Genomic DNA, 16,368 nt, shown 5'->3' on the forward strand with positions numbered 1-16,368 from the left:
CCTTGATGTTCTATCAGTTCTACGAATTCACCCATGCGGCTCTGGCACCATGGCGCGCTGCCGCCGATTCGGTGCGCCTGGCCAGCAAAAACCCGCTGAACCCCTATTCGCATACGCCGGCCGGACGGGCGATGGCGGCCGGGCTTGAAGTCTTCGAGCGGACGACACGACGTTATGGCAAGCCGGAGTTCGGACTGGACACCACCGAAATCGCGGAGCGGCCGGTCGAAGTCCAGGAACGCATCGTCTGGTCGAAGCCGTTCTGCAATGTCGTTCATTTCAAGCGTGACCTTCCGTCCGGGCATGCGCCCGACCCGAAGATCCTGCTCGTGGCGCCGATGTCCGGCCATTACGCCACGCTGTTGCGCGGCACTGTCGAGCGGCTCCTGCCGGAGGCCGAGGTCTACATCACCGACTGGATCGATGCACGCATGGTGCCCTTGTCGGAAGGTCGCTTCGATCTTGATGACTATATCGATTACATCATCGAGATGCTGCATGATCTCGGGCCGGACGTGCACGTGATGGCCGTGTGCCAGCCCTCGGTTCCGGTGCTTGCCGCCATTGCCGTGATGGAACAGCGCGGCGACCGGCAGGTGCCGCTTACGATGACCTTGATGGGCGGGCCGATCGACACGCGTATCAACCCGACCGGTGTCAATGAACTGGCGCAGACCAAACCGATCGAGTGGTTTGAAAACAATGTGATCATGGCGGTGCCATGGCCGTTGCCGGGCTTCGGACGTCCCGTCTATCCGGGCTTTCTGCAGCTCAGCGGCTTCATGACGATGAATCTCGACCGGCACATGATCGCGCACAAGGATTTCTTTCTGCATCTCGTGGACGGAGATGGCGATTCGGCGGAAAAGCATCGCGATTTCTACGATGAATATCTGGCAGTGATGGACATGACGGCCGAGTTCTATCTGCAAACCGTGCAGGCCGTGTTCATCGACCATGCGCTGCCGAAGGGGGAATTGATGCATCGCGGCCAGCCGGTCGACACCACGGCAATCCGCAATGTGGCTCTGCTGACCGTCGAAGGTGAGCGCGACGATATTTCGGGGCTTGGGCAGACGCAGGCGGCGCAGACCATCTGTCCCAATATTCCGCAGGAGATGCGGGCGCACTACGTCCAGGATACGGTCGGCCATTATGGGGTGTTCAATGGCTCCCGCTTCCGCAAGCAAATCGCACCGCGCATTCTCGATTTTGTGCGGACGCAGGCGGCGGCCCGAACCGGTTCAGCTTCGAGCGGTCCGAAACTGGCGTCCGTTGCCGGCGGTAAATCTGCGTGAAAAATTATGTTAAATCAGTTATTTGACGAAAACGCGCTGCTTCATTCTTGAACCGCACAGCGACGCTCCCCACATCGAAACCAAGAGGCAACGATCTCCGTGCCTCAAGCAACGAGGTTTCGATCCATGACATCCAACGCAATGATCCGCCCGGCCTGGACCCCCGCCACCATCGCCCTGATGGTGCTCGGCTTCATGGTGTTCTGGCCGCTTGGACTTGCGATGCTCGCCTACATCATCTGGGGTGATCGTCTCGAGTCCTTCAAGACCGACGTCAACCGCAGTACGGACGGCTTTTTCCGCGCCTGCCGCCGGGGCGCCGCCCGATTTGAAGATGCAACACGTGGCGAGTACGGCGGTCGCAGCCCGTCGGGCAATGTGGCCTTCGATGCCTGGCGCGACAGCGAGATCGACCGGCTGAACGAAGAACGGCGCAAACTTGACGAAATGCGCGCCGAGTTCGATGCCCATATGCGCGATCTGCGCATGGCGCGCGACCGCGAGGAATTCGAAAGCTTCATGGCGCGGCGGAACGAGTCGACATCAGCTTCGAGCAATGAGGCGCCGGGTGCGCCGGAACTGCAGGGATAAAATGCGGCTATCGGGTTGCACTTGCCCGCACAACGGTCCTGCAAGCTGAGCGCGGCGCCTTCGGGCGCCGTTTTCTTTGCGGCAAAATAGCGCCTGCGGAAGAAAGCGAGACTTCTGTACAGCGGCGAATCGGATAGAAGACAGGCATGTTCAGCTGGTTCGAAACAACGCCGATTGCGCCTGTGCGCCGCCATTACGAGGTGGCCGGACGCCGGCTGGCCCTTTGCATTCGCGAACACCAGCGGGCAAAGCGCATCACCTTGCGCATCGAGCCGGGCGGACAAGCACTCAGGCTGACGGTGCCGCCGGGCATGGCGCAGCGCGAGATCGATGCCTTTCTGACGCGCCACGAAGGTTGGATGATGACCAAGCTGGCCGCCCTGCCCACGGACTGCAAGGTCGGCGAGGGCATGCTCATTCCGATCGGCGGCATCGATCACCGGATCACGCGCAGCGGTAAATTGCGCGGTCTTGCAAAGGTCATCACCGAAGGCGATGTTCCGGCGTTGATGGTCTCCGGTGGTCCGGAGCATGTCGGACGGCGGGTCGCCGATCATCTCAAACGCGTTGCCCGCCAGGATCTAGAAAAGCGGGTGAACCACTACGCAGAGCAGATCGGGCGTACTGTCCGCGCCATCTCTGTCAAGGATACGAAAAGCCGCTGGGGCTCCTGCACATCCGACGGCAGGCTATCCTTTTCCTGGCGGCTGGCCATGGCGCCCCCGCTCGTCACCGACTATCTGGCCGCGCATGAGGTCGCGCATCTCGCGGAGATGAACCACTCCCCGGCGTTCTGGTCGCTGTGTCGGGATCTGTGTCCCAACACCAACGCGGCGAAAAGCTGGCTGAAAGCCCATGGCAGCGGCTTGCAGGCCCTGCAGTTCTAGATTGCGGCCGCCCGCGCAAGCATGGTCTGAACCGGCCTTGTGATCGGCGGCCGCCCGTCTCGACTCTGCCGCGATTTCATGCGAGGGGAACCCTATGAGCACACACATCAAATTCTGCGGGCTGAAGACCGTCGAAGCCGTCGAACAGGCTGCGGCGCTCGGCGCGTGGAAAGCCGGGTTTATCTTCTTCGCCAAGAGCCCGCGCAATGTCACCGTTGAACATGCCGGCATGCTGGCGGCCCGGGCGCATGCCCTTGGCCTTGCGACGGTCGCGGTGACGGTGAACGCCAGCGATGCGGAACTTGACGCGATCATCGACGGGGTGCGGCCGACGCTGTTGCAATTCCATGGCGCGGAGTCACCGGCGCAGATTTCCAAGATCAAGGCGCGGAGCGGCTTGAAGGCCATGAAGGCGATCCCGGTGCGCACAGCCGAGGATCTGGCGGCAATGGAACCGTTTCTCGGGGTGGCAGATCACATCCTGTTCGACGCCAAGGCGCCGCGCGGCTCGGCGCTGCCGGGAGGCAATGGCGTGCAGTTCGACTGGACGTTGCTCGATAGCTTGGATCGGCAAACCGATTATGTTCTGTCGGGCGGCCTTGATGCAGCCAATGTCGGGGTGGCTCTGAGGACCACGGGATGCCGCTTTCTTGACGTCTCGTCTGGTATTGAATCCGCGCCTGGGATCAAGGATCTCGACAAGATGCGCGCCTTCGCCGAAGCGGTACGCCGGCATGATTCTGAAGCGGTCAATTCCACAGACTCGGCGATCGGGACCGCCAAGAGCAAGGAGCCTATCTCGTGAACCAGCCCTCCACTCCCAATTCCTTTCGCACCGGCCCCGATGAACAGGGCATGTTCGGGATATTCGGTGGTCGTTTCGTTGCCGAAACATTGATGCCGCTGATCCTTGAACTTGAAGAGGAATGGACCCGCGCCAAGACTGACGGGTCCTTCAAGGCCGAGCTGGAAGCGCTGAACACGCATTATACGGGTCGTCCTTCGCCGCTCTATTTTGCCGAGCGGCTGAGCGCTCATCTTGGCGGCGCGAAGATCTATTTCAAACGCGACGAGCTCAACCACACCGGCTCGCACAAGATCAACAATTGCATTGGCCAGATCCTGCTCGCCAAGCGAATGGGCAAGACCCGCATCATCGCCGAGACCGGCGCCGGTCAGCATGGCGTCGCCACGGCGACGGTGGCGGCGCGCTTCGGCTTTCCCTGCGAAGTGTATATGGGTGCCACCGATGTCGAGCGGCAGGCTCCGAACGTCTTTCGCATGAAGCTGCTCGGCGCCAAGGTCAATCCGGTTTCTGCCGGCAACGGCACGTTGAAGGATGCGATGAACGAGGCCCTGCGCGACTGGGTGACCAATGTCGATGACACGTATTACCTGATCGGCACGGCAGCCGGGCCGCATCCCTATCCGGAAATGGTGCGCGACTTCCAGTCGGTGATCGGCCGCGAAACGCGGGAGCAACTTATGGCCGCGGAAGGCCGCCTGCCGGACATGGTGGTTGCTGCCGTCGGCGGTGGTTCGAACGCCATCGGGCTGTTTCATCCGTTTCTCGATGATGCATCGGTCAAGATTGTCGGCGTCGAGGCGGGCGGGCGCGGCCTGGAAGGCGAAGAGCACTGCGCGTCTCTGACATCCGGGACCCCCGGCGTGCTGCATGGCAACCGCACCTATCTGCTGCAGGACGACGACGGCCAGATCAAGGAAGGGCACTCGATTTCGGCCGGCCTTGACTACCCGGGTATCGGGCCGGAACACTCCTGGCTGAAGGAAACCGGCCGGGTCGATTATGTTCCGATTCGCGATGATGAAGCGCTCGAGGCGTTTCAGCTGCTGACCCGTCTGGAAGGGATCATCCCGGCGCTGGAGCCGGCGCATGCGCTGGCCGAAGTCATCAAACGCGCGCCGCAAATGAGTGGTGACGAGATCATCGTGATGAACCTGTGCGGGCGCGGCGACAAAGACATCTTCACGGTCAGCAAAATTCTCGGAATGGAGTCCTAGAAACCTTGGGCGCGCAGCCGATCATTGCCGAGGCCAACTGCTATGCGCCACGACAGGCGGGTTTTCTGTGCGAGATGGCGCTGGCGGATGTGCGGGTGAAGCTTTCGGGCATTGTTGCCGGCGATGGCAGGTCCGGGAGGCCGGCCGATCTGACAGAGTTTAATGCCGACATGACGGCGCTCATCCGGGAAACCATCAGCTCGGCGGCGGAGATCGGCAGCGTCGATCATCTCGGAGCGGGCTTTGCGGTGGTGCACCGCGGCGAAGCCGGGCTATGGCTGTTGCTGCATCTCTGGCTGGCGGGCGGCATCGCCACGCAAACCGTCTGGCGCAGCGATCTAGGCGGAACGCCGGAGTTCCACCGCGCCGATCCGACCTTGATGGCCTGCGTCTGGGAGCTGGCTGTGATCGACTTCGAGCGTCGCGCCTGGATGGAGACGGTCATGTCCGGGGCTTCGCTCGAGACCTACATGCAACGGCGCCTGCCGCGTGGAGACGTCTGATGGCGACCGCCGACGATTCTCTGATCGAGATTCACGTCACCTTTGGTGATCAGGCCAGCGCTCGAGAGGCGGCGCGGGCGGCCCTCGAGGCACGGCTGACCGCTTGCGTCAACATCATTGCGCCCGTCGAAGCGCTGTTTTGGTGGGAGGGAGCCATCGTCTCTGAAACGGAAACCCTTGCCATTTTCAAGACGAGCAGCAACAACGCAACAGCGCTGGCGACGTTCATAGCGGAGACTCATCCCTACGAGACGCCGGCGATCATCCGGCACGAAGCCGCGGCCTGCAATCGCGCCTACGCCGCCTGGATTGCGGCGGAAACAGGAAAGACAGCACCATGACGACCCGTATCGACAGCCGTTTCGCCACGCTGAAAGCCGAAGGTCGACCGGCTCTGGTCACCTATGTGATGGGCGGCGACCCAGATTTCGACACCTCTCTCGAGATTCTCAAGGCGCTGCCGGATGCAGGCGCAGACGTCATCGAGCTGGGCATGCCGTTTTCCGACCCGATGGCCGATGGTCCGGCCATCCAGATGGCTGGCCGGCGGGCGCTGAAGCAAGGCCAGAGCCTGGCGCGGACGCTGGAGCTGGCCCGGCGCTTCCGGGAAAGCGATGACGAGACGCCGATCGTGCTGATGGGTTACTACAATCCCATATACATTTATGGAGTGACGCGCTTTCTCGCTGATGCCAAATCTGCCGGCATCGATGGTCTGCTGGTTGTCGATCTGCCGCCGGAAATGGATGAGGAACTTTGTCTTCCCGCACTGGAAGCCGGCGTCAACTTCATTCGCCTGGCGACACCGACCACCGACGACAAGCGGTTGCCGGCGGTGCTCAAGAACACGTCCGGTTTTGTCTATTATGTCTCGATGACCGGCATCACCGGCTCGGCCATATCCGATACGTCGAAGGTCAACGAAGCAGTCAAGCGCATCAAATCGCATACGGATCTGCCGGTCTGCGTGGGTTTCGGTGTGCAATCGGCAGCGCAGGCACAGGCGATCGGTCAGAGCGCCGACGGCGTGGTTGTCGGAACGGCGATCGTGCGGGCGATGGCTGCCAGCCTTGACGCAGAGGACAGCCCGACGGCAGGCACGGTCACGGCCGTACGGGCCCTGGTCAGCGAACTGGCCGGCGGCGTCCGCGCCGCGCGGCTTGCCAGTGTTGATGAGGACGCCATCTAGAAGAGTATCCCGCAAGCCGGTCTGCCGATCGCGCCGCGGGTTTCGGAACAAGCGGAGTGAGCGCTTTGAACTGGATTACCAATTACGTCAGACCGAAAATCAGCTCGATGCTTGGCCGTCGGGAGGTCCCCGAGAATCTCTGGATCAAATGTCCGGAGACCGGCGAGATGGTCTTCCATCAGGACCTGGTTGACAATCATTATGTCATTCCGGCCTCCGGCTTTCATATGAAGATGTCGGCGCAGGCGCGCCTCGAACATCTGTTTGATGACGGCAAATACGAGCAATTGCCGGCCCCGAAGGTGCCACAGGATCCCCTCAAGTTCCGGGATTCAAAGCGCTATGCCGACCGGCTGAAAGAAAACCGGCAGAAGACCGGGCTCGAGGATTCGATCGTCACCGGCGTCGGCGAAGTGCAGGGCGTCCCACTCGTCGCCTGTGTCCACGATTTTTCATTCATGGGGGGGTCACTCGGCATCGCGGCGGGCGAGGCCATCGTCGAGGCGTTTCAGGAAGCGTACGCGCGCAAGGTACCCCTGGTGATGTTCCCGGCCTCTGGCGGCGCACGTATGCAGGAAGGCATCCTGTCCTTGATGCAACTGCCGCGCACCACTGTGGGTGTCGAAATGCTGAAAGAGGCCGGCCTGCCCTATATCGTCGTTCTCACCAATCCGACGACCGGCGGCGTGTCAGCCTCCTATGCGATGCTTGGCGATGTCCATCTGGCCGAGCCGGGGGCGGAAATCGGCTTTGCCGGCAAGCGGGTGATCGAACAGACAATCCGCGAAAAACTCCCTGAGGGCTTTCAGACCGCGGAATATCTGCTGGAACATGGCATGATCGACATGGTGGTGCATCGCCATGATCTGCCAGGGACGCTGGCGCGACTGCTGCGCATCCTTCTCAAGCAAGCGCCGCGCAGCGAGCCAGGTGCGGAGAACGGCGCTCTGACGCCAGAAACATCCGAGAGCTCTGCGCCGACGGGCAGCGGGCGGATTATAGACGAGACCGGGCGGACCGGCGCGAACGCAAATTCCGGTCCTGCCCCACAGCCAGCGACGGAAAAGGCATCCAACATCGCCGGTTGAACCGGTATTCCGGCTGCGGCCGCGTCCTTCGGAGTGCTGCCCTTGATGTCTCGAGCCGCGTTGGAAATCGATGCCCTGATGGCGCTGCATCCGAAGGGCTACGATCTGTCGCTCGATCGCATCCAGCAGCTGCTCGACCGGCTTGACAATCCGCATCGCAAGATGCCGCCGATCATCCACATTGCCGGCACGAACGGCAAGGGATCGGTCAGCGCCTTTTGCCGGTCGATGCTCGAGGCGTCCGGGCACCGGGTCCATGTGCATACCTCGCCGCATCTGGTTTGCTGGCATGAGCGCTTCCGCATGGCGGCGGAAGCTGGTGCGGAGGGCGGCGGGCAACTGGTCGATGATGATCTGTTATGCGCGACCATCCGCAGGGTGGCGGCAGCCAATGCCGGCGCCGCGATCACCGTATTCGAAATTCTGACAGCCACCATGTTCGTGCTGTTTTCCGAGCATCCGGCGGATGTCGCCATTATCGAGGTCGGTCTCGGCGGGCGATTTGACGCGACGAATGTCATTCCCGGGCCGGCGGCTACCTTGATCACACCGATCTCGCTCGATCACCAGGCCTATCTTGGCGACCGGGTCGAGTTGATCGCTGCCGAGAAGGCCGGCATCATCAAAGCGGGCTGCCCTGTGGTCATCGGGGAACAGCTGGAAGCCGAAGCGCGCGATGTGCTGATCGGCACGGCGGAACGATTGCGTTCGCCCATGGCGGTCTATGGCCAGGATTTCATGGCCTATGGCGAGCACAACAGGTTGATTTACCAGGACGAGGAGGAGCTGCTCGACCTGCCCCTGCCGCATCTGACCGGGCGCCACCAGTTCGGCAATGCCGCTGTCGCGATACGCGGCCTGAAAGCGGCCGGCTTCCTGATTAGCGAAGACGCGATCGGGCGCGGCCTTGCATCGGTCGCATGGCCGGGCCGTTTGCAGCTTTTGAGCACCGGACCGATCTCTGAAATGGCAGGGCCGGGAGCCGAGATCTGGATCGACGGCGGGCACAATCCCGGGGCCGGGCGCGTGGTGGCCGAAGCAATGGCCAATGCGGAGGAACGTCAGTCGCGGGAGCTGTTCGTCATCTGCGGAATGCTGAACACGAAGGAGCCGAGAGGTTTCTTCGAGGCATTTGCCGGTATCGCCAAACACGTCTTTACCGTACCCATCCAGTCGAGCGAGGCGGGGCTCGACCCGGTGGCCCTGGCTTCCGATGCGGCTGAGGCGAGCCTTTCAGCCGAACCGGCCGATACTGTCGAGGCAGCCCTCAAGGCGATCGCGACAGCCTGGCAACGGCCTGACAACCCGCCGCGCATCCTGATCTGCGGATCATTATACCTTGTCGGTGAGGTTCTCGCCGCCAACCGCACACCGCCGCGCTGATCATGACAAAAAACCCGCCGGTGCGCCGGCGGGTTATCACAGTCGATCTGCAGATTTGTACGGTCAGGCGGCGCTTGAAGAAATCCAGCCTGACAGGGCTGACTTGGGGGAGGCCCCGACCTTGATGTCAGCAACATCGCCGCCCTTGAACATGGCGAGGGTCGGAATCGAGCGCACGCCGTACTGGGCCGCCAGCTCCGGATTTTCATCGATATTCAGCTTGGCAATCTTGACCTTGCCGTCCATTTCGCTGGCAATTTCCTCAAGGCTCGGCGCAATCATCTTGCAGGGGCCGCACCATTCAGCCCAGAAATCGACGACCACCGGCACATCGGAGTCAAGCACTTCAGACTGAAAATTGGCATTGTCGACTTTCACAGTGGTCATGGAACGGCTCTCCTTCAGATGGGATCAGGGTTGCGCCCAATGTGATGCTTTGCCTGTCCATATTCAAGAGCGCAGATATCAGCCGCCCAGGCGGCGCCCGAGTTCGCTCAATGCAGCATCCATTTGTTCAGCGTCAAGGCGCACAAGGTCGGGCCCCGCCGTGTAAAGCAGGCTGGCCTCAATGGCGTGTTGCGGGTAGAGCGGCCTGAGAAGGGCGCGATAGATGGCGAGCTGGATGATGTGGTCGGGCTCCGGCTGCCCGTCAAAAGGTCGAGTGCCGGTCTTGTAGTCAAGAATGATGGCCCGTCGCGCATCGACGGCGAGCCGGTCGATACGCCCGGAGATGACACGTTCACTCTTGCCGAGGGTCAGCGTGCCCATCACCGAAACCTCGCTGGCGCCGCCCGGAGCAAACAGGGCCGCGAAATCCGGATGATCGAGCACGGCGAACAGTTCGTCGCAGAAGGCATCGCGTGCATCGGCAGCCAGAAAGGGCAAGGCGCGGGAGATATAGCGCTGCGCGGCGCCCGGCCGTTGGTCGGGCGGCAGGTCCGGCAGCACCTGCAAAAGTCGGTGCGCTGCCCTGCCGCGGGCGGCGGCATGCGCGCCGCCTCTGTCGGCAGTGGTCATACCCGCGGGAGAGAACGATGCCGTGCTGCCACTGCTGCGGCGATCCTCGGCGAGCCGTGCACCGGCCGCCGAGGGAACAAGCGGACGCGGCAAACGCTGCGGGGGCGGCAGCGGTTCGGTCGGGATGACGAACGGGGCGGAAGACGTGTCTTCCACAGAGGATGAGAGCGGGGCTGATGGTTCGGCCGGCGAGCCGGAGCGAGCAACGACCAGGCGACGTATGGCGAATGTATCGGTTCCGCTTTGCCGCTCGGCTGTCTCAACTTGTACGCCGGGATCGTGCTCGGCGTTTTCAAAGCCGGCCTGCACGAAATCGTGCCAGGTCGGGGAGGAGGCCTGACGCAGGCCGCGATAGCCGCAGACCACGAGATGGTCGGCGGCGCGGCTGAGACCGACATAAAGAAGCCGGCGATATTCTTCCTCTGCCTGGCGACGCTGCGCGGCGACGGCGGCTTCGGCAGCCGGAATGGCGCGCATGGCAGAATTTGGCAGCCAGACCGGGATCTGGTCTGCAAAGGGCTTTTCAGTGGACAGCAACCAGAGTTTCGGTACGTGCGCGGGTTGCCAGGCAGCGCCACCGGAATCCACCAGGAAAACGATCGGGGCCTCGAGACCCTTGGCCGCGTGGACGGTCATGACGCGAACGGCATCGGCTCCCTGCTCCATTTCGCGCTTGATCTCCGGCGTTTCCGCATCAAGCATCGAGATGAAAGCCTGCAATCCGGGTATTCCGGCGGCATCGTGGTCGAGCGCCAGGCCGAGAAACTCGTCCAGGACATCGCTGACTTCCGAACCGAGCCGGGCGAAATAGCGCGCCCGCCCCCCGTCGGGTCCGAGCAGCGTGGCATAAAAATCATGCACGGAAAGCTGTTGCGCCAGCTCGCGCCAACGCTGCGTTGTGGTCCGCATGGCGGCAAATGCTGCTTCCTCAGCCGCCAGCCGCGTCAGACGGGCGTCGAGGGTCTCGGCCGTGTCGCGCTCACCGGCGAGGCGGTACAAGGCGTCTTCGTCGAGGCCGATCAGCGGACTTTTCGCCAGTGCGGCAAGCGACAGATCGTCGGCGGCAAGAAGCGCGTAGCGGCCGATGGCGATCAGGTCCTGCACGGCAATATGGTCGGTCAGCCGCAAACGATCGGCGCCGGCGACCGGGATATTGCCGCGGGTCTTCAACAGGCGCAGCAGCGTTGGAACGAAGCCGTCGCGCTTGCGCACCAGCACGAGAACATCACCGGCGCGCGCCGGTCGCAGGATTCCGGTCTTTGCGTCAGCGATCTGACGGTGAGCGAGACAGTCTTCGATGGCGTCAGCCATGCGGGCCGCCAATCGGGCTGCCGGCGCCGATTCGGGCACCTGATCGAAGGGGGCGGTCCAACTCTCGCTCGTCGGGGTCGGCTCTGCCGCGATGACGTCCCAAAGTTCGACCGACCCGGGCGCCCGGGGCCGGGCGCTTTCATGGATGATGGCGGCCTGGTCTTCGCCCATGCCGCCTTGCGCCTCAGGGTTCTTGTAGACGAGATCGACGATGCGCAGCACTTCCTGGGTGGAGCGGAACGACACACGCAACGGGATTTCCGTGAAGGCTTCACCGGCGGCCTCGGCGCGCCGGCGGGTTTGCCGCCGCTCCTCAGAAAAGCTTTCGGGCCGGGCGCCCTGAAACGAGTAGATCGATTGCTTCTCATCGCCGACCGAGAATAAGGTGCGGCCTCTGTTGCGCGCGCCCTCGCCGGCGAAAAACTCCGCCGCCAGAGCGCGGATGACATTCCATTGCAGGGGCGCGGTGTCCTGCGCTTCATCGATAAGGATATGATCTATGCCCTGATCGAGCTTGTAATGCACCCAGGCGCCAGCGCCGGTGCGGGCAAACAGGGCGTCAGTGGCCGCCACCAGATCATCGAAGTCGAGAAAGCCCTGGCGGCGCTTGCGGCGTTCGAATTCAGCAATATACCGCCGGGCGATGGACAGTGCCGCCACATTGGCTTCGTACACGTCGAAGGCGGAACGGCGGTCAATGAGGGCCCGAACCTCCTGCTGAGCGGCCTCGAGACGCGCTTCGATGTCTGGAAGTTCCGCCTTGACCGCCGCGGCTGCCACCTTGCCAAAGGCCCGGGGTTTGCCGGTGGTCGTGAAGAAGGCCTCACAGACCTTGCGGGCCCGCTCGGCGGGATCACTGATGGTGCAGCAGGCAAGCAGGCTTTGGGCGAAATCGAGGGCCAGCTTGGCGGGCTTCGGGCCGCTGGCGGCCGCCTCCATGCGGCGCAACGTCGGTTCATCGAGATCGCGCAGCGGCCAGAACAGTTGATCGAGATCGTCGCGGGTCTCGCCCTCACTCAGGCCGAGGACAGAGCGCAGCGCCTGGTCCACAGAGGGACCATCATCGCTGGCGGCGAAGAAGGTTTCGAGCGCCCGGCGGTTGCTGTAGATCTCGCGCAGAAGCTGTTCAAGTCCGGTTTCGCCGGCGAGATCAAGCACCGCCTCGATCGACGCTGCGACATCCGACCCCGGGTCCGCGTCGCCGGTGCGGAACAGAGCCCGCCGGGCTTCGGCGAGCAGGTTGCGTGCTTCGGAATCGTCAAGAACCTGAAAGCGGCCGGCAATATTCGCCTCGAGCGGAAAACGCTGCAAGACCGCCTCGCAGAAGGCATGAATGGTCTGGATTTTCAGGCCGCCGGGGGTTTCGAGCGCCATTGCAAACAACTGGCGCGCCCGGGCAAGTTCGCTGGCGGTGACCGGACGCCCCTGCAGGGTCGTGATCGCCTCCGCCAGGTCCGCATCGGGCAGGCGGGTCCATGCCGCGAGACTGCGGAACACGCGGTTGGACATCTCGGCAGCAGCAGCCTTGGTGTAAGTCAGGCACAGGATCGCGGATGGGCGGGCGCCGGCGAGCAAAAGGCGGATGACGCGGTTGGTCAGGACATGGGTCTTGCCGGAACCGGCATTGGCGGAAACCCAGGCGGAATGCCCCGGGTCGGCTGCCTGACGCTGGCGCCGCGTGGTCTCATCAATGGGGTCGTGGAAGGTCGTGGGTGAATGCAGCTGGACAGCCGGGTCGGACGCCCCCTCCTCTGCGTGGCGCGGCTTGTCAGTCATCGCCGCCTCCTTCCGCATCGCTCATCGTCTGCCATTCGGCAACGCGGGCCAGATGATCATAGTCGCCGGCAAAATCACGGGCACTGCGGGGAATGACCCGCGACATGAAGCCCCTCCGGCCCTCGCGCAGGGCAAGCACCAGACCTTCGAACTCGCGGACCGCAGCGGCGATCAAGGCTTCCGTGCTGTAGTCGGGCTCCCCCTCCTTGATCCCTGCCTTGTCGACACGTTCGGCATAAAGGCGCGCCTTGTTCAAGCGAAGATAGTGCATTTGCGAGACGGTATGGGGCGCAAGGCCTGAAAAGCCGCCCTGTTGCAGCACGAAGGCTTCCAGGGGCAATTGCGGGTCAAGCAGCGTGCGTGCCTGTCTCAGCGACGGCGACATCCCGGTCTTGTAATCGATGAGGCCGGCCGTCCCCTCGGGGGAGATATCGATGCGATCGGCAATACCGCGCAGGCTCACACCCGAGGTCAGTTCGAATTTGCCGTAAGCCTCGACGATGCGCCGGGCGACATGTTTCCGCCGGTCCAGCTCCCATTCGATGATATCAGGCGCTGCTCGTGCCAGACGGTTTCTCCAGATCCGGGCAATTTCGGGCGGCAGCACTGCGCCCTCGACCGGCTCGGCAAGATGGCGGTCGGCAATATGCAAGAGCCGTTCCGTGCTGATTTCCGCTGCCAGATCGGGGCCGAGAAATTCCTCCATGATCGCATGGAACACCGTGCCGCGCTCGCGCGGCCCCGGATCGGCGATAAAAGGCTCGATGGTCTCGAGGCGCAAAATGCGGCGCGCATAGATGGAATAGGGATCACGGCGCAGGGTGCCGACCTCGCTGAAGGTATAGCTTTCCGGCTGCCGGTCGGAAGGCGGTCGCGGCTGCGGGCGACCGGCGCCGTTCAGGACATCCCGCGTGTCAGGTGTCTGCGGCATCTGGCGCAGGCGCGCAAGAATGGCGCTGCCGCGCGCGCGCATGGCCGCAACGGCGCGGGGCGCGGCCGTCGCATCGAGGCGTTGCACCCAGCGCGAGGCGACGGTGGGCGCCCGGCCGGCGCGCAAGGCGCGTGACAGCACAACTTTCGGCATCGCCATGGCCATCTGAAAATCGTGCGTCGCCTGACCGATGCGCCGCTCGGGCGGCTCGAGACCGATTGCAGCCTTCATGGCGCGCGAAAGGAAGGCATCCTCGGTGCCCGGTGCCGGCCATGTTCCCTCGTTCAAACCCGCGAGCAACACGGTATCGACCTGTTGCAGCCGTGCTTCAAGCGCGCCCCAGACGAATGCACGGGGGTGGCCTCCCCCATCCGGCTTGATCTGCTCGCTTGCCAAAAGCGCGTCCAGCGCGCCGATCCATTCATACCCTGAAAGGGTCAGTGAGCTGGCGCTATCGCGACAGCCAGAGAGCAGCCCGGCGAGGGCCCGCCCCGCTTCATCGCTCCAGAGAAGGTCGAGCGGATTTTCGGTCCCGCCATTCGCGGCCACGCTGCGATCATCGCGGGGACAATCAGCGGTAACGACGGCCTCCAGAGTCAGTGCCGTTGCCAGAGCCAGATCTGCGACGGCCAGTTGCGGCAGATCGCCCTCAGGCGCTGTTGCACCCACCGGCCGGCTCGGCACCGCAACAGGATCGGCAAGCGCGAATATCGGCTCGAAGGCATCCCGGATGCGCGTCGCATGGGCCAGCGCTTCGGTGATCCCGGCGTCATCGAGACGCCCGAGAGCGTGAGGTGCATGGCGGTCATTGCGACGCGCGGCGGCGGCGGCGGCCCGATCCGGGAGGGTGGCAAGGCTGGCTTCGCCCACCCCGCCGCGCAAGGCCAGCAGTTCGACGTTCTCGGCCAGGCGACGCGCCCTCAATGGCGATGCGCCAAAATGTGCGAGCGGATGCTTGATCAAGGCCGCGAGAGCAACGGGATCACCAGGCGAGAAGGCAGTGGCCGCGACGAGGCGGGCAAGGCTGCCCTGGGGCGTGGCGGACAACAGCCGACCGCCAGAATCGTCGGCGTCGATACCGTAACGCGCCAGTTCGATCACGACACGGCGTGCCAGGTTGCGATCAGGGGTCACCAGCGCGGCAACCGGTTCGGCATTCTCTTCAGTTGGCTCAAGCGCAGCGCGTATCGCCGCTGCGAGAGCCTCTGCCTCCTCCCGCTCGTTGGCCGCCTCAATCAACGTGACCGCCGCAAGCGCACTCGCATCTTCAGCATCGCTGGATTGGCGGTCGGCCCATGCTGCCGTGGCGGAGGCCGGGAGCAAAGCCAGAGAGACCAGACTGTTTCGCGCCGCCAGTTCGTTTGGCGGGGTCGCCAGGGAAGGAATATCAGGGATTGAGTCGAGCGATATGCCAAGCTGGTCGAGAAGCCGCTTGAGGCCAAATTGCGGGTGGCTGCGTCTGGTAATCGCATCAAGGCGGGCCGCGGCGTTCGGCGCGTTCGCAGCAGAAAAACCTGCGCTTCCCACCTGCTCGCTCAACAGACGCCAGTGCGCCAGGCTCATGTTCTGATCGAGACCGGGCAGTATGACCGCGCCCTGGCGATAACGCGCGACGGCGCGAATCAGCCGGGCCGTCGACGGCCGCGTGCCTGTGGATCCGGCAACAATGACCGGTCCTCTTGCGCCATGCTCTTCGAGGCGCGCCGTTTCGGCGTCGATCGCGGCATTGTGGTGGGCCGCCGGGCTCGACTGCTGGCGCTCTCCCAGCAGTGCGGGCCAGAAATCACGCGCGACGCGCAGAAACTCGGCGGTTAACTGCCACCATTGCTGAAGATCGGCGCTGACGACGGAATCAAGAGCAGAAAAGTCCGCTTCTTCCGCCTCGATCGACTGCACAAGGTCATAGAGCGCGCGGGCAAGCCAGATTGCATCGGCGGGATTGGCCGGAGCGACCATCGCCGCTCCCTGCAAATGCGCCGCGACAGCTTTCGGCAATTGCTTCTTCCAGGCGATCACCAGTTCGGCAAGCGACAGCACCGAATCGATCGTGTCGGCAGGAGGCGGCAAGGCGAGCGCTGCAGGCGTTGCTTCGTCGAAAAAGCCACTGTCCTCATCGGTCTCACCGAGTGCTCTGAGGACAGGCAGGATGGCGCTCTTTCCGCCAAGCCGATCAGCGAATTCCGATCTCAAGACGCGCACCGCCCGCCGCGTCGGCAGATAAATCGTCGTGTTCGCCAGCGCCAGTGGATCGCTGAGAGGATCGGCGAGACCGAAGCCCAGCCGGTCGCAGACCAGCGTATCGGCGAGGGTGGCGAGAAAATTTACGCCGGGGGGAATGGTGTAAAGACGCGATGCGCCGGACATTAACCGAT

Annotated in this window: 13 protein-coding genes; 10 read left to right on the forward strand and 3 right to left on the reverse strand. The window is 63.4% G+C overall.

Translation table 11 applies throughout. The features are described 5' to 3' along the window. Positions 1-5 precede the first annotated feature (5 nt). The 10 genes from KY465_RS17565 to KY465_RS17610 all read left to right on the forward strand — a co-directional run bounded on the left by KY465_RS17565 (position 6) and on the right by KY465_RS17610 (position 8,961). On the forward strand, positions 6-1,298 hold the full coding sequence (locus tag KY465_RS17565; RefSeq protein WP_219203420.1) for a polyhydroxyalkanoate depolymerase: 1,293 nt from the start codon (positions 6-8) through the stop codon (positions 1,296-1,298). A gap of 126 nt (positions 1,299-1,424) precedes the next feature. Then, positions 1,425-1,889 (forward strand): DUF2852 domain-containing protein, encoded by a 465-nt coding sequence (locus KY465_RS17570; protein WP_219203421.1) that lies wholly within the window; start codon positions 1,425-1,427, stop codon positions 1,887-1,889. Positions 1,890-2,035: 146 nt separating this feature from the next. After that, positions 2,036-2,776, forward strand: a complete 741-nt coding sequence (locus KY465_RS17575) for a M48 family metallopeptidase (RefSeq protein WP_219203422.1) — start codon at positions 2,036-2,038, stop codon at positions 2,774-2,776. Between the two features lie 94 nt (positions 2,777-2,870). Then, a complete protein-coding gene (locus KY465_RS17580; protein WP_219203423.1) occupies positions 2,871-3,581 on the forward strand; it encodes a phosphoribosylanthranilate isomerase in 711 nt (236 codons plus the stop codon). Then, on the forward strand, positions 3,578-4,798 hold the full coding sequence (trpB, locus tag KY465_RS17585) for a tryptophan synthase subunit beta (RefSeq protein WP_219203424.1): 1,221 nt from the start codon (positions 3,578-3,580) through the stop codon (positions 4,796-4,798). Before KY465_RS17580 ends, trpB begins: the two co-directional genes overlap by 4 nt. A 74-nt stretch (positions 4,799-4,872) precedes the next feature. After that, on the forward strand, positions 4,873-5,301 hold the full coding sequence (locus KY465_RS17590) for a hypothetical protein (protein ID WP_428983052.1): 429 nt from the start codon (positions 4,873-4,875) through the stop codon (positions 5,299-5,301). After that, on the forward strand, positions 5,301-5,642 hold the full coding sequence (gene cutA / locus KY465_RS17595) for a divalent-cation tolerance protein CutA (protein WP_219203425.1): 342 nt from the start codon (positions 5,301-5,303) through the stop codon (positions 5,640-5,642). Before KY465_RS17590 ends, cutA begins: the two co-directional genes overlap by 1 nt. Continuing rightward, on the forward strand, positions 5,639-6,490 hold the full coding sequence (gene trpA / locus KY465_RS17600) for a tryptophan synthase subunit alpha (protein WP_219203426.1): 852 nt from the start codon (positions 5,639-5,641) through the stop codon (positions 6,488-6,490). The genes cutA and trpA overlap by 4 nt, the downstream gene beginning before the upstream one ends. 65 nt (positions 6,491-6,555) lie before the next feature. After that, complete coding sequence (gene accD / locus KY465_RS17605) at positions 6,556-7,578, forward strand: acetyl-CoA carboxylase, carboxyltransferase subunit beta (RefSeq protein WP_219203515.1); 1,023 nt, start codon at positions 6,556-6,558, stop codon at positions 7,576-7,578. 45 nt (positions 7,579-7,623) lie between these two features. Next, positions 7,624-8,961 (forward strand): bifunctional folylpolyglutamate synthase/dihydrofolate synthase, encoded by a 1,338-nt coding sequence (locus KY465_RS17610; protein WP_219203427.1) that lies wholly within the window; start codon positions 7,624-7,626, stop codon positions 8,959-8,961. Between the two features lie 63 nt (positions 8,962-9,024). On the opposite strand, the gene trxA is transcribed toward KY465_RS17610, so the two are convergent. From trxA to addB, 3 genes are all read right to left on the reverse strand, one after another. Then, positions 9,025-9,348, reverse strand: coding sequence for a thioredoxin (gene trxA, locus KY465_RS17615; RefSeq protein WP_219203428.1), 324 nt, complete (start codon positions 9,346-9,348; stop codon positions 9,025-9,027). 78 nt (positions 9,349-9,426) lie between these two features. Then, positions 9,427-13,065 carry a double-strand break repair helicase AddA gene (gene addA / locus KY465_RS17620; protein WP_219203429.1) on the reverse strand — a complete coding sequence of 1,213 codons (3,639 nt, stop codon included), beginning with the start codon at positions 13,063-13,065 and terminating at the stop codon, positions 9,427-9,429. Further along, a complete protein-coding gene (gene addB / locus KY465_RS17625) occupies positions 13,058-16,360 on the reverse strand; it encodes a double-strand break repair protein AddB (protein ID WP_219203430.1) in 3,303 nt (1,100 codons plus the stop codon). The genes addA and addB overlap by 8 nt, the downstream gene beginning before the upstream one ends. Between the last annotated feature and the right edge of the window lie 8 nt (positions 16,361-16,368).

The sequence above is a fragment of the Neohoeflea coraliihabitans genome (assembly GCF_019334345.1).
Classification (GTDB): domain Bacteria; phylum Pseudomonadota; class Alphaproteobacteria; order Rhizobiales; family Rhizobiaceae; genus Pseudohoeflea; species Pseudohoeflea coraliihabitans.

What these genes read in the sequence shown, in the direction of transcription:
- KY465_RS17565 (WP_219203420.1), top strand. Translation starts at nt 6, where the DNA reads ATGTTCTATCAGTTCTACGAATTCACCCATGCGGCTCTGGCACCATGG.
- KY465_RS17570 (WP_219203421.1), top strand. Translation starts at nt 1,425, where the DNA reads ATGACATCCAACGCAATGATCCGCCCGGCCTGGACCCCCGCCACCATC.
- KY465_RS17575 (WP_219203422.1), top strand. Translation starts at nt 2,036, where the DNA reads ATGTTCAGCTGGTTCGAAACAACGCCGATTGCGCCTGTGCGCCGCCAT.
- KY465_RS17580 (WP_219203423.1), top strand. Translation starts at nt 2,871, where the DNA reads ATGAGCACACACATCAAATTCTGCGGGCTGAAGACCGTCGAAGCCGTC.
- KY465_RS17590 (WP_428983052.1), top strand. Translation starts at nt 4,873, where the DNA reads ATGGCGCTGGCGGATGTGCGGGTGAAGCTTTCGGGCATTGTTGCCGGC.
- cutA (WP_219203425.1), top strand. Translation starts at nt 5,301, where the DNA reads ATGGCGACCGCCGACGATTCTCTGATCGAGATTCACGTCACCTTTGGT.
- trpA (WP_219203426.1), top strand. Translation starts at nt 5,639, where the DNA reads ATGACGACCCGTATCGACAGCCGTTTCGCCACGCTGAAAGCCGAAGGT.
- KY465_RS17610 (WP_219203427.1), top strand. Translation starts at nt 7,624, where the DNA reads ATGTCTCGAGCCGCGTTGGAAATCGATGCCCTGATGGCGCTGCATCCG.
- trxA (WP_219203428.1), bottom strand. Translation starts at nt 9,348, where the DNA reads ATGACCACTGTGAAAGTCGACAATGCCAATTTTCAGTCTGAAGTGCTT.
- addA (WP_219203429.1), bottom strand. Translation starts at nt 13,065, where the DNA reads ATGACTGACAAGCCGCGCCACGCAGAGGAGGGGGCGTCCGACCCGGCT.
- addB (WP_219203430.1), bottom strand. Translation starts at nt 16,360, where the DNA reads ATGTCCGGCGCATCGCGTCTTTACACCATTCCCCCCGGCGTAAATTTT.